Origin of the sequence: Bradyrhizobium sp. ISRA430 (assembly GCF_029909975.1) — a bacterium.
GTDB lineage: Bacteria > Pseudomonadota > Alphaproteobacteria > Rhizobiales > Xanthobacteraceae > Bradyrhizobium.
In genome coordinates this window covers 4,737,331-4,749,656 of the sequence record NZ_CP094516.1, presented here as the reverse complement: position 1 = coordinate 4,749,656, position 12,326 = coordinate 4,737,331, and the positions used below count along the sequence as shown (strand labels likewise).

The window sequence follows — 12,326 nt, the reverse complement described above, 5'->3', positions numbered from 1 at the left end:
GGACGACAGTGACTTACTGCAACACCTCAAAAAGTCCCGCCGCGCCCATGCCGCCGCCGACGCACATGGTGACGACCGCATACTTGGCGTTGCGACGGCGGCCCTCGATCAGGGCGTGGCCGGTGAGGCGCGCGCCCGACATGCCGTAGGGATGGCCGACCGCGATCGCGCCGCCATTGACGTTGATCTTGTCAGGGTCGATGCCGAGCTTGTCGCGGCAGTAGAGCACCTGCACGGCGAAAGCCTCGTTCAATTCCCAGAGACCGATGTCATCGACCTTCAGCCTGTGGCGTTTGAGCAGCCGCGGCACGGCGAAGACCGGACCGATACCCATCTCGTCCGGCTCGCAGCCGGCGGAGACGAAGCCGCGGAAGATACCGAGCGGCTTCAGCCCGCGCTTGGCGGCTTCCTTGTCGCTCATGATCACGCAGGCGCTGGCGCCGTCGGAGAGCTGGCTGGCATTGCCGGCCGTGACGGTGAAACCTTCGCCGCGCACCGGCTTGAGGCCGGCGAGGCCTTCGGCCGTGGTTTCGGGACGCGGGCCTTCGTCCTGCGACAGCGTGACGTCCTTGAAGGAGACTTCGCCGGTGGCCTTGTCGGTCACGGCCATCTTGGTCGCAATCGGCGCGATCTCATCCTTGAACTTGCCGCCCTGCTGGGCGGCCGCGGTGCGGTGCTGGCTCTCCAGCGAATACTCGTCCTGCTTCTCGCGCGAGATGCCATAGCGCTTGGCCATGACTTCCGCCGTGTCGATCATGGGCATGTAGACCTCGCCCTTGATCTTGAGCAACGCCGGATCCTGGGCGTGGAAGCCGTTCATCTTGTCGTTCTGCACGAGGCTGATCGACTCGCCGCCGCCGCCGACCGCGATCTCGACGCCGTCGAAGATCACAGAGCGCGCGGCGAGCGCAATCGCCTGCAGGCCCGAAGCGCATTGCCGGTCGATGGTGGTGCCGGCCACGGTGACGGGCAGGCCGGCGCGCAGCAGTGCCTTGCGCGCGATATTGCCGCCGGTCGCACCCTGCTGGAGGGCCGCGCCCATGACGACGTCCTCGATCTCCTTCGGATCGATTTTTGCGCGTGCGACCGCTTCGCCGATGGCGTGAGCAGGGTTGCGCCCTCGGTGACGTTGAGCGCGCCGCGATAGGCCTTGCCGATCGGGGTGCGGGCGGTGGAAACGATGACGGCGTCGGTCAAGAGCGACCTCCTGATGCGAGTTGCTGCATGGATTGTGAGGGTTTTTGCTGCTGGCGCAGTTCGTGGCGCGACAGCTTTCCGACCGGCGTGCGCGGCAGGTCGTCGACGAACTCGACCGCGGCCGGCAATTCGTGTTTGCCGACCTTGCCGGTGAGCTGCGCGCGCAGCTCGTCGAGCGAGAACGACTTTGCATCCGGCCTGAGCTTGATGAAGGCCTTTGCGGCCTCGCCGCGATACTGGTCGGGAATGCCGAGCACGATCACCTCGTGCACGCCCGGAATGGTGTAGATCGCCTGCTCGATCATCTGCGGATAGACGTTGAAGCCGCCCGAGATGATCATGTCCTTCTTGCGGTCGACCAGGAAGAAATAGCCGTCTGCATCCATATAACCGATGTCGCCGGTCAGGAACCGACCGTCGGCAAAGGACTCGGCCGATTCCTTCGGCTTGTTCCAGTAGCCCTTGGTGACGTTCGGGCCCTTGATGCGGATCTCGCCGACCTCGCCCGGAGGCAGCACCTTCGTGGGATTGTCCAGCGCGACGACGTCGAGCTCGATGCCGGGCAGCATCAGGCCGATCGAGCCGGGCTTGTCCGGACCTTCCGGCGGATGGCCGGTGCCGGGCGAGCAGGTCTCGGTCATGCCCCAGCCGCTCCGCAACTTCTTGCCGACCTTGCTCTCGAAGAATTTCGCCACCTCGACCGGCAGCGGCGCGCCGCCGGAGCCGATCGCGTTCAGCGAGGAGAAGTCGCGCTTGGCGAGATCGGGCAGGGCGGCGATTGCGATCCACATCGTCGGCACGCCGGGGAAATAGGTTGCGCGCTTGACCTCGATGTCGCGCATCACGGCTTCGACGTCGAAGCGTTGATGGAGCGAGATCAAATTGCCGCGGCGGAGCGAGGAGAGCAGCACCACGGTGAGCGCGTAGATGTGGAACAGCGGCAGCACGCAGATCACGCGCTCGATGACGTCGCCGCGCGCGGCGCGCGCCGGCTTGCCCCAGACGTCGTAGATCGAGACGGCGGAGGTGAGATTGCCGTGCGTGAGCATCGCGCCCTTGGGCAGGCCGGTGGTGCCGCCGGTATATTGCAGCAGCGCGACGTCGTCGGCGGTGACGACCGGCCACTCCGCCGGCGCGGTAGCGCCATCGGTGAAAGTCTTGAAGGTGACGATGCGGGGATCGCTCGGGATCGCCGCCTGCGGCGTGCCGACCTTACCCCAATTGTCGTCCTCGCAGACGACGAGGCGGTCGATCAGGCCCTTGTCGAGGAATTTTAGCGCGGTCGGCAGCAAGGCCTGGAGGTTCGAGGTGACGAGCACCCGCGAGCCGGAGTCAGCGACCTTGTGCGTCAGTGCGATCTCGCCGTCGAGCGGCGAGAGATGCGCAACGCGGGCGCCGGCCTTCAGCGCGCCGAAGAAATTGACGGGATGGTCGGGCGTGTTGCCGAGGAACAGCGCGACCGACGAGCCCTTGCCGCAGCCGGCGCGCAGGAAGGCCGCAGCCGCGCGCTCGGCCATCGCCGCCAGCTCGGCGTAGCCGATCTGCCGGTCGCGAAACTCCAGCGCAGTGCGTGCGCCGTGATCGGCGGCGGCCCTCGACACCAGGTCAGGGAGCGTGCCTTGGACGATGGTGTCGTCCCACCGCACACCCTCGGGATAAAACTGTTCGCCGGGATGGGTCATTGACGATCGATACTCTGCAAAGCGGGTGCAACGATGTCGCGTGAGGTGGGCGCCAGCGGAAGGGCTCCCTTCCCCCTTGCGGGGAAGGGTTGGGGAAGGGGGTGCCACGAACGCCGGCGTTGCCTGGGGCTACCCCCCTCCCTGGCCCTCCCCCGCAAGGGGGGAGGGAACGGAGAGAGTGTGCCAGTCGACATCACGCCGCTTTCGATGCCGCCGCCAGCGAGGCGAACGTCTTGCCTTCGGCCGCGAGCTTCTTCAGCAGCGGCGCGGGCTCGAGGCTCGGGTCGTTGGTCTCCTTGGCGTAGAAGGCGAGACGATCGGCGATGTGCTTGAGGCCGACCGTATCGGCCCAGAACATCGGGCCGCCGCGGTAGATCGGCCAGCCATAGCCGTAGAGCCAGACCACGTCGATATCGGAGGGACGCGCCGCGATGCCTTCTTCCAGGATCTTCGCGCCCTCGTTGACCATCGGATACATCATGCGCTCGAGGATCTCCTCGTCGCTGACGACGCGCTTCTTGCGCCCCAAGCGCAGCAGCGTCTCGTCGATCAGCTTCTCGACCTCCGGATCGGGCAGCGGCGCGCGCGAGCCCGCCTCATACTTGTAGTAGCCCTTGCCGGTCTTCTGGCCGAAACGGCCGGCCTCGCACAGCGCGTCCGCGATCTCCGACTTGATGCCGCGGTCCTTGCGCGAGCGCCAGCCGATGTCGAGGCCTGCGAGGTCGCCCATCGCGAACGGCCCCATCGGCATGCCGAATTTTGTCACCACAGCGTCGACCTGCTGCGGCAGCGCGCCTTCGAACAGCAGCTTCTCGGACTGCTTGCTGCGCTGTGCCAGCATCCGGTTGCCCACAAAACCGTCGCAGACGCCGACCACGGCCGGCACCTTGGCGATCTTGCGCGCGATCGAGACGGCCGTGACCAGCGCATCCGGCGCGGTCTTGTCGGCGCGCACGATCTCGCACAGCTTCATGACGTTGGCCGGCGAGAAGAAGTGCATGCCGAGAACGTCCTGCGGACGCTTGGTCGATTTTGCGATCTCGTCGATGTTCAGATACGAGGTGTTGGAGGCGAGCACCGCGCCAGGCTTGGCGAACTGGTCGAGCTTGCCGAACACTTCCTTCTTCACCGCCATGGTCTCGAAGACCGCCTCGATGACGAGGTCGGCATCTCCGACATTCTCGATGCCGACGACGCCGTTGATCAGCGCCATGCGCTTGGCGGGCGCATCCGCCGGGATGCCGCCGCGCGCCGCGGTCGCCTCCCAGTTCTTCTGCATGATGCCCATGCCGCGCTTGAGCTGCTCCTCGCCGGTCTCGATCAGGGTGACGGGAATGCCGGCGTTGGCAAAGGACATCGCGATGCCGCCGCCCATGGTGCCGGCACCGAGAATGGCGACGCGGTTCACCGTGCGCGACTTGGTGCCCTCGGGCACGCCCGCGATCTTGTTGGCCTCGCGCTCGGCGAAGAACGCATAGCGCTGCGCCTTGGACTGGTCGCTGGCGACGAGCTTGAGGAAGCCTTCGCGCTCCTTCTTCAGACCCTCGTCGAACGGCAGGTCGATGGCATAGCCGACGGCATCGGCCGCCGCGAACGGCGCTTCCAGGCCGCGCGACTTCTTGGTCATGGCGGCGACCGCATTGGTGAAGATCGAGCGGTCGGCCTTGGCGGCGGCGAGCTTGGAGTCGTCGTCGCGCAGGCGGCGCAGCGGACGCTTCTCGGCGAGCAGTTTGCGGACAAAGGCTTCGCCGCCGGAGGCGGGGCCGTCGACGATCTCCTCGATGAGACCGTTCTTCAGCGCCTCAGTCGCCCCGATCGGATCGCCGCCGACGATCATCTTGACCGCGAGCTCCGGCCCCACTGCGCGCGGCAAGCGCTGGGTGCCGCCGGCGCCCGGCAGAAGGCCGAGCTTCACCTCGGGAAGGCCGAGCTTGGCCTCTTTCACGGCCACGCGGAAATGACAGGCCAGCGCGACCTCGAGACCGCCGCCGAGTGCGGTGCCATGGATCGCGGCAACGACCGGCTTCGGCGAATTCTCGATCTCCGAGAGCACGTCGTTGAGGGCGGGGGGCTTCGGCGGCTTGCCGAATTCGGTGATGTCCGCACCGGCGATGAAGGTGCGCCCGGCACAGGTCAGAACGATGCCCTTGATCGCGGGATCGGCGACCGCGGCCTTGATGCACTCCAGGATACCGCCACGGACTGCGGCACTCAGTGCATTGACCGGAGGACTGTTCACCGTGACGATCCCGACTTCGTCATGACGCTCAAGCTTGACCACTTCGCTCACGGCTTCCCTCCTTGGTGGGGATTCACTTTTGTTCGATTTCGCGGTGCGGAATTTAATTCCGCATCTTGACGGCAGGGTTATTTTGAAGCACGAGCCTTGTCAACGACTCCGCGCAAGAAGCAGATCAGGGATGAAGCGTACAGGAAAGAAGACTGCGACCGATCGAAATTTCGTCGTCGCGCTTTCCCGCGGACTTGATGTGTTGCGCGCATTCCAACCCAGCGACGGACTTCTCGGCAATCAGGAGATCGCGGCCCGCACCAACCTGCCAAAGCCGACGGTATCACGGCTGACCTACACGTTGACGAAGCTCGGATATCTTACTCCGGTTCCCCGTTTCGAGAAGTATCAGCTCGCGCCGGCCGCGATGGCGCTCGGCTACACCGCGTTGGCCAATCTGGGTGTTCGGCATTTGTCCGAACCATTCCGCGAGGAAGTCATGCGCGCGACGGGCGGTGCGGTCGCTGTCGGCGGCCGCGATCGCCACAGCATGATCTATTTCGGGCAGAGTCGCGGCAGCGAGACGGTCGGCGTTCAACTTGACGTCGGCTCCCGCGTGCCGATTGCAACCAGCGCGATGGGCCGCGCCTATTTCTGGGCGCTTGAGGAAGACGAGCGCGCGGAACTGCTGCGCGATCTGCGTGAACATTACGGCAGCCGCTGGCCCAAGCTGCGCGAGGGGCTCGAACGCGCCGGCGAGATCGTCGCGAAGCACGGCTTTGCGATCTCGGTCGGCGACTGGCACGACGACATCGGCGCCGCAGGCGTCGCGCTCAAGCTGAACGACGGAACCGGTCCCTATGCTTTCAATTGCGGTGCGCCCGCATTCCGTTTCACGGAAGAGCGTTTGATCAACGACATTGGACCGCGTCTGCTCGCAATGGTAAGGAACATCGAAGCGGCGCTCGGGGGTCTGGTGCCGCATTCAAAAAAACAAGACAGCAAAAAGCTGAAATCAGGAGGAAAAGTTGCGCGTGTGGCCGAGGGGATCAGATAGCCATTGTCATTGCCGGGAACGGCTCGCGCCGTCCCTCAGCCCACTGAATGGTGTGGGCGAGACGAGATGACGCAGGCACAGCTCGCGCAGGGGACATCGCCTCTGCTCGCGGTTCGCGACGTCAGCGTCGTGTTCGGCGGCATCGTCGCGCTCAACGGCGTGTCCTTCAACATGCACAAGGGTGCGATCCTCGGATTGATCGGCCCCAACGGCGCCGGCAAGACCACGCTCTTCAACTGCCTCTCGCGGCTGTATCAGCCGTCGTCCGGCGACATCCTGATGGAGGGCGTGAGCATCCTGTCGCGCCCTCCGCACCGGATCGCCGAGATCGGCATCGGCCGCACCTTTCAGAACGTCGCGCTGTTTCCGAACCTTTCGGTGATGGACAACGTCCGCGTCGGCGCTCATTCGAAGACCTCCAGCGACATCATCAGCGACTCGCTTCGGCTGGCTTGGGTTCGGCGCAGCGAGGCCGACGTCAACAAGAAGGTCCACGAGATCCTCGCCTATCTCAATCTCGAGGAAGTCGCCCACACGGTCGTCTCGGGCCTGCCGTTCGGCACGCAGAAGCGCGTCGAATTGGCACGGGCGTTAGCTGCCGATCCGAAGATCCTACTGCTCGACGAGCCGGCCGGCGGCCTCAATCATGAGGAAGTCTATGTGCTCGGCGATCTCATCCGCCGCATTCGCGACGATCGCCACATGACCGTGCTCCTCGTCGAACATCACATGGGCCTCGTGATGTCGATCGCGGACCACGTCGTCGCATTGAATTTCGGCAAGAAGCTCGCGGAAGGCACGCCCGCCCAGGTGCAAGCGGATCCCGATGTCATCAAGGCCTATCTCGGGAGCAAGGACCAATGACGACGCTGCTCAACGTCAAGGATCTGCGCGCCTATTACGGCCAGGTCCAGGCCCTTCACGGCCTGTCCTTCTCGCTCAACGAGGGCTCGCTGACGACGCTGCTAGGAGCCAACGGCGCCGGCAAGACCACCACGCTGCGCGCGATCTGCAACATGGTGCGCTCCACCGGCGCGATCGAGTTCGACGGCAAGCCGTTGAACAATCGCTCCACGGAAAGCATCGTGCGGTTCGGCATCGCCCACGTTCCGCAGGGCCGCGGCACCTTCACTAACATGACCGTGGAGGAAAACCTGCAGTTGGGAGCGATCACCCGCAAGGACAATGCCGGCATCGTCGCGGACATCGAGCGCATGTACGCGCATTTCCCCGTGCTGAAGCAGCGGCATACCCAGCAGGCCGGCACGCTGTCCGGCGGCGAACAGCAGATGCTGGCGGTTGCCCGCGCGCTCATGCTGCGGCCGCGGCTGATGCTCCTGGACGAACCGTCCTTCGGGCTCGCGCCGCTGGTCGTGCGGGACCTCTTCGGGATCCTCGGCAAGATCAATCGCGAGGACAAGGTGTCGATCCTGGTGGTCGAGCAGAACGCGCAGCTCGCACTCGAGCTCGCCGACCATGCCTATGTGATCGAGACTGGCCGCATCGTGATGTCGGGCAATGCCAAGGACGTCGCGAACAACGAAGAAATCCGCAAATCCTACCTGGGTTACTGAGGAGCGGCACGATGGAGCTTTTCACCAACCAAATCCTGGCTGGGATTGCCACCGGCGCCATCTACGCCTGCATGGCGCTCGCCGTGGTCATGATCTACCAGGCGATCGACCATCTCAACTTCGCGCAAGGCGAGATGGCGATGTTCTCGACCTTCATCTCCTGGCAGTTGATGCAGTGGGGCGTGCCTTACTGGGGCGCCTTCGTGATCACGCTGGCGCTCTCCTTCGTCGGCGGCATCGCGATCGAGCGCATCCTGTTCAAGCCGCTCGCCAAAGCGCCGGTGCTGACCAACGTCGCCGGTTTCATCGCGCTGTTCGCGATCATCAACTCCTCGGCCGGTCTGATCTGGGATTTCACCATCAAGCAGTATCCGACCCCGTTCGGCTCGGCGCCGTTCCTGGGCAGTCAGCTCATCTCGACCCACCAGGCTGGTATGATCGGCGTCACCCTGCTGCTCCTGGTCGGGCTCTACTTCTTCTTCCAGTACACGCGCATCGGTCTCGCCATGCGGGCCGCCGCCTCATTGCCTGAATCGGCCCGCCTCGTCGGCATCAACACGAGCTGGATGATCGCGCTCGGCTGGGGCATGGCGGCTGCGATCGGCTCGATCGCCGGCATGCTGATCGCACCGGTCGTGTTCCTCGAGCCCAACATGATGGGCGGCGTGCTCATCTACGGCTTTGCCGCCGCGGTGCTCGGCGGATTGTCGAGCCCGTTCGGCGCCGTGGTCGGCGGCTTCCTCGTCGGCATCTTCGAGAACCTCGCCGGCACCTACATCCCCGGCGTCGGCAATGAGCTGAAGCTCCCGATCGCGCTCGCGCTGATCATCTCCGTCCTGGTCGTCAAACCCGCTGGCCTGTTCGGCCGGCACATCGTCAAGCGAGTTTGATCATGAGCGCCGCAGAAGAAGTCGTCGCAGAAGGCCATCAGGCGGTCGAGGCCGTTCCGAAGCGAGCCATGACGCTGGGTACCGGCACCTCCATCGTGGTGCTGCTGCTGCTCCTGGCCGTGCCACTGTTCGCCAAGAACTTCATCATCTTCCAGTTGACCCAGTTGCTGTATCTGGGGCTTGCCGTGCTGGCGTTGAACATCCTGACGGGTGGCTCAGGCCAGTTCTCGCTCGGCCAGAGCGCGTTCTATGCCATCGGTGCCTACGTCACCGCGGTGCTGATGGAGCAGTTCAACGTCAACTACGCGCTGTGCCTGCCGATCGCCGGCGTACTCTGCTTCGGGGCCGGCTTCTTGTTCGGCCAGCCGGCGCTGCGGCTCTCCGGCGTCTATCTGGCGCTTGCGACCTTCGCGCTCGCAACCGCCATGCCGCAGCTTCTGAAGCTGAATTTCCTCGAGCACTGGACCGGCGGCGTACAGGGCCTCGTCGTCACCAAGCCCGATGCGCCGTTCGGCCTGCCGATGTCGCAGGACATGTGGCTCTACTACTTCACGCTCGTCGTCACGCTGGCGATCTACATTTTGTCGGTGAACCTGTTGCGCTCCCGGTCGGGCCGCGCCTTCATGGCGATCCGCGACAATGAGATCGCCGCCTCCGCGATGGGCGTCAACGTCGCGCTCTACAAGACGCTCGCCTTCGGCGTCTCAGCCGGCATCACCGGCGTCGCCGGCGGCCTCAGCGCGATTGCTGTGCAGTTCGTGGCACCGGACAGCTTCACCATCACGCTCGCGATCCAGCTCTTCCTCGGCATGGTCGTCGGCGGCGTCGGCTGGCTGCCCGGCTCGATCGTCGGCGCCGCGTTCATCATCTTCGTCCCGAACATCGCCGAGGGCATCTCCAAGGGCCTCTCCGGCGCGGTGTTCGGCGTGCTCCTGTTCCTCGTGATCTACCTCGTGCCGCATGGCGCAAGGCAGGCCGCGATCCTGGGCCAGCAGCTCGCTGGCAAACTCAGAAAGAACTGAAGAAACTTTAGTGAAGGAGACCAAATTGCTTCTTGGAAGAACACTGCGAACCGCCGCGCTGGTTACGGCAACGGCGGTCATCACTTTCACCTCCGGCGCAGCACTCGCCCAAAAGAAATATGACACCGGCGCTTCGGACACCGAGATCAAGATCGGCAACATTATGCCGTACAGCGGTCCGGCGTCGGCCTATGGCATCATCGGCAAGACCGAAGAAGCCTATTTCAAGATGATCAACGAGAAGGGCGGCATCAACGGCCGCAAGATCAATTTCGTCACCTATGACGACGCCTATTCGCCGCCGAAGGCGGTCGAGCAGGTGCGCAAGCTCGTCGAGAGCGACGAGGTGCTGGCCGTGTACAATCCGCTCGGCACACCATCGAACACCGCGATCCAGAAATATCTCAACGCCAAGAAGATCCCGCAGCTCTTCGTCGCCACCGGCGCCACCAAGTGGAACGATCCGAAGAACTTCCCCTGGACCATGGGCTGGCAGCCGTCCTACCAGAGCGAAGCGCAGATCTACGCGAAGTGGCTGATGAAGGAGAAGCCTGACGCCAAGGTCGCGATTCTCTATCAGAACGACGATTTCGGCAAAGACTACCTCAAGGGCACCAAGGACGGACTCGGTGCCAAGGCTTCGTCCATGATCATGCTGGAGGAGAGCTATGAGGTGTCCGAGCCGTCGATCGACGGTCACATCGTCAAGATCAAGGCCGCGAATCCCGACGTGCTCCTGATCTATGCCACACCGAAGTTCGCGGCCCAGACCATCAAAAAGACCGCCGAGCTGGGCTGGAAGCCACTCCAGATCCTTACCAACGTCTCGATCTCGGTCGGCAGCGTGATGAAGCCGGCCGGCTTCGACAACGGCCAGGGCGTGCTGTCGGCAGCCTATGCCAAGGACTCCACCGATCCGCAATGGAACAACGACCCTGGCATGAAGAAGTGGAACGAGTTCGTCGACAAGTACATGCCGGGCGCCGACAAGACCGACACCGGCATGGTCTATGGCTACGGCGCAGCGCAGACGCTCGCCAAGGTCCTGGAAATGTGCGGCGACGATCTGACCCGCACCAACCTCATGAAGCAGGCGGCGAGCCTGAAGGATTTCGCGACGGATACCCTCCTGCCCGGCGTCAAGATCAACACCAGCGCGACCGACTTCGCGCCGATTTCCCAGCTCCAGATGCAGCGTTTCAAGGGCGAGAAGTGGGAACTCTTCGGCGAGATCATCAGCGGCGACGTCGCATCCGAATAAGGCGCTGGCGTAACAGTCCGGCCTTGCAAAGCTCCCGCGACCGATCGCGGGGGCTTTTTGTTGACGTCAGGCGCCAATCTTGTTCAATGCGGCGCCGATCCAACCGGGGTGGGAGAACAATGACTGCCGTTCGTTTTCAGGTTGCGGCCGTTTCGGCCGTGGTCGCGTTGTGCACTGCGATGAGCAGCCCCGCGCTGGCGCAAAAGAAATACGACAGCGGCGCTTCGGATACCGAGATCAAGATCGGCAACATCATGCCCTATAGCGGTCCGGCCTCGGCCTATGCCGTGATCGGCAAAACCGAGCAGGCTTATTTCGACAAGATCAACGCCGAGGGCGGAATCAATGGCCGCAAGATCAGGTTCATCTCCTACGACGACGGCTACTTGCCGCCGAAGACGGTGGAGCAGGCGCGCAAGCTGGTCGAAAGCGACGGCGTGCTGCTGATCTTCGGCTCGGTCGGCACCTCCACCAACGGTGCCATCCGCAAGTACATGAACGAGAAGAAGGTGCCGCAATTGTTCGTGGCGAGCGGCGCCTCGAAATGGAACGATCCCAAGCAGTATCCCTGGACCATGGGATGGCAGCCCAGCTACGCGAGCGAGGCGCACATCTATGCCAAGTTCATCTCGAAGGAGAAGCCGGACGCCAAGATCGGCGTGCTCTACCAGAACGATGATTTCGGCAAGGATTATCTGAGGGGGCTCAAGGACGGCCTCGGGGCCAAAGCGTCGATGATTGTGCTGGAGGAGGGCTACGACACCTCGGAGCCGGCCGTCGACGAGCATGTCGTGAAGCTGAAGGCCGCGGGCGCCGACGTCCTCGTCAGCATCACCACGCCGAAATTCGCGGCGCAGGCGATCAAGAAGGCGGCCGAGATCAACTGGCATCCGATGCACATCGTTTCGAACGTCTCGGCGTCGGTCGGTGGCGTGCTCGAGCCGGCGGGTCTGGAGATATCGCAAGGCATTCTGTCGGCGACCTATCTCAAGGACGCCTCCGACCCGCAGTGGAACGCCGATGACGGCATGAAGAAGTTTTACAACTTCCTCGCAAAATTTGATCCGAAGGCGAACAAGCTCGATGCGGCCGTGGTGTTCGGCTATGCTGCGGCACAGACCATGGTGAAGGTGCTTCAGATGTGCGGCGACGACCTGACACGCGAAAACATCATGAAGCAGGCGGCGAGTCTGAAGGATTTCGAGCCCGACACGCTCCTGCCCGGTATCAAGATCAACACCGCGCCGGACAATTATGCCCCGATCGAGCAGCTCCAGATGATGCGGTTCAAGGGCAAGGGATGGGAGCTCTTCGGCGATGTCATCTCCAGCGAACTCGGCCACTAGCAGGCCTTGCATCTGTACAACCAAGAGTACGGATGGATTGAGCCAACGCAACTAAAGATCAACTTGT

Annotated in this window: 9 protein-coding genes and 1 pseudogene; 7 read left to right on the top strand and 3 right to left on the bottom strand. The window is 63.7% G+C overall.

What is annotated here, in order from left to right:
• Positions 1 to 13: 13 nt before the first annotated feature.
• The 3 genes and pseudogenes from MTX21_RS22625 to MTX21_RS22615 all read right to left on the bottom strand — a co-directional run bounded on the left by MTX21_RS22625 (position 14) and on the right by MTX21_RS22615 (position 5,169).
• Positions 14 to 1,197, bottom strand: a pseudogene (locus MTX21_RS22625) (acetyl-CoA C-acyltransferase).
• Positions 1,194 to 2,879 (bottom strand): dicarboxylate--CoA ligase PimA, encoded by a 1,686-nt coding sequence (pimA, locus tag MTX21_RS22620; RefSeq protein ID WP_280966886.1) that lies wholly within the window; start codon positions 2,877 to 2,879, stop codon positions 1,194 to 1,196. Before pimA ends, MTX21_RS22625 begins: the two are co-directional and overlap by 4 nt.
• Before the next feature lie 193 nt (positions 2,880 to 3,072).
• On the bottom strand, positions 3,073 to 5,169 hold the full coding sequence (locus tag MTX21_RS22615) for a 3-hydroxyacyl-CoA dehydrogenase NAD-binding domain-containing protein (protein ID WP_280966885.1): 2,097 nt from the start codon (positions 5,167 to 5,169) through the stop codon (positions 3,073 to 3,075).
• Between the two features lie 130 nt (positions 5,170 to 5,299).
• On the opposite strand from MTX21_RS22615, the gene MTX21_RS22610 reads away from it, so the two are divergent.
• The 7 genes from MTX21_RS22610 to MTX21_RS22580 all read left to right on the top strand — a co-directional run bounded on the left by MTX21_RS22610 (position 5,300) and on the right by MTX21_RS22580 (position 12,259).
• The gene (locus MTX21_RS22610; RefSeq protein ID WP_280971139.1) at positions 5,300 to 6,166 is read left to right on the top strand and encodes an IclR family transcriptional regulator; all 867 of its coding nucleotides are present in this window, start codon (positions 5,300 to 5,302) and stop codon (positions 6,164 to 6,166) included.
• Between the two features lie 66 nt (positions 6,167 to 6,232).
• On the top strand, positions 6,233 to 7,030 hold the full coding sequence (locus MTX21_RS22605) for an ABC transporter ATP-binding protein (RefSeq protein ID WP_280966884.1): 798 nt from the start codon (positions 6,233 to 6,235) through the stop codon (positions 7,028 to 7,030).
• Positions 7,027 to 7,740 carry an ABC transporter ATP-binding protein gene (locus tag MTX21_RS22600; protein ID WP_280966883.1) on the top strand — a complete coding sequence of 238 codons (714 nt, stop codon included), beginning with the start codon at positions 7,027 to 7,029 and terminating at the stop codon, positions 7,738 to 7,740. Before MTX21_RS22605 ends, MTX21_RS22600 begins: the two co-directional genes overlap by 4 nt.
• Before the next feature lie 11 nt (positions 7,741 to 7,751).
• A complete protein-coding gene (locus MTX21_RS22595; protein ID WP_280966882.1) occupies positions 7,752 to 8,630 on the top strand; it encodes a branched-chain amino acid ABC transporter permease in 879 nt (292 codons plus the stop codon).
• Between the two features lie 2 nt (positions 8,631 to 8,632).
• On the top strand, positions 8,633 to 9,652 hold the full coding sequence (locus tag MTX21_RS22590; protein ID WP_280966881.1) for a branched-chain amino acid ABC transporter permease: 1,020 nt from the start codon (positions 8,633 to 8,635) through the stop codon (positions 9,650 to 9,652).
• A 25-nt stretch (positions 9,653 to 9,677) separates the two neighbouring features.
• The gene (locus tag MTX21_RS22585) at positions 9,678 to 10,913 is read left to right on the top strand and encodes an ABC transporter substrate-binding protein (RefSeq protein WP_280966880.1); all 1,236 of its coding nucleotides are present in this window, start codon (positions 9,678 to 9,680) and stop codon (positions 10,911 to 10,913) included.
• Positions 10,914 to 11,032: 119 nt separating this feature from the next.
• The gene (locus MTX21_RS22580; protein ID WP_280966879.1) at positions 11,033 to 12,259 is read left to right on the top strand and encodes an ABC transporter substrate-binding protein; all 1,227 of its coding nucleotides are present in this window, start codon (positions 11,033 to 11,035) and stop codon (positions 12,257 to 12,259) included.
• The last annotated feature ends 67 nt before the right edge of the window (positions 12,260 to 12,326 follow it).

Excerpts from the sequence above, each read along its gene's own strand:
- pimA (WP_280966886.1), bottom strand. The coding sequence starts at position 2,879 with ATGACCCATCCCGGCGAACAGTTTTATCCCGAGGGTGTGCGGTGGGAC.
- MTX21_RS22610 (WP_280971139.1), top strand. The coding sequence starts at position 5,300 with ATGAAGCGTACAGGAAAGAAGACTGCGACCGATCGAAATTTCGTCGTC.
- MTX21_RS22605 (WP_280966884.1), top strand. The coding sequence starts at position 6,233 with ATGACGCAGGCACAGCTCGCGCAGGGGACATCGCCTCTGCTCGCGGTT.
- MTX21_RS22600 (WP_280966883.1), top strand. The coding sequence starts at position 7,027 with ATGACGACGCTGCTCAACGTCAAGGATCTGCGCGCCTATTACGGCCAG.
- MTX21_RS22595 (WP_280966882.1), top strand. The coding sequence starts at position 7,752 with ATGGAGCTTTTCACCAACCAAATCCTGGCTGGGATTGCCACCGGCGCC.
- MTX21_RS22590 (WP_280966881.1), top strand. The coding sequence starts at position 8,633 with ATGAGCGCCGCAGAAGAAGTCGTCGCAGAAGGCCATCAGGCGGTCGAG.
- MTX21_RS22580 (WP_280966879.1), top strand. The coding sequence starts at position 11,033 with ATGACTGCCGTTCGTTTTCAGGTTGCGGCCGTTTCGGCCGTGGTCGCG.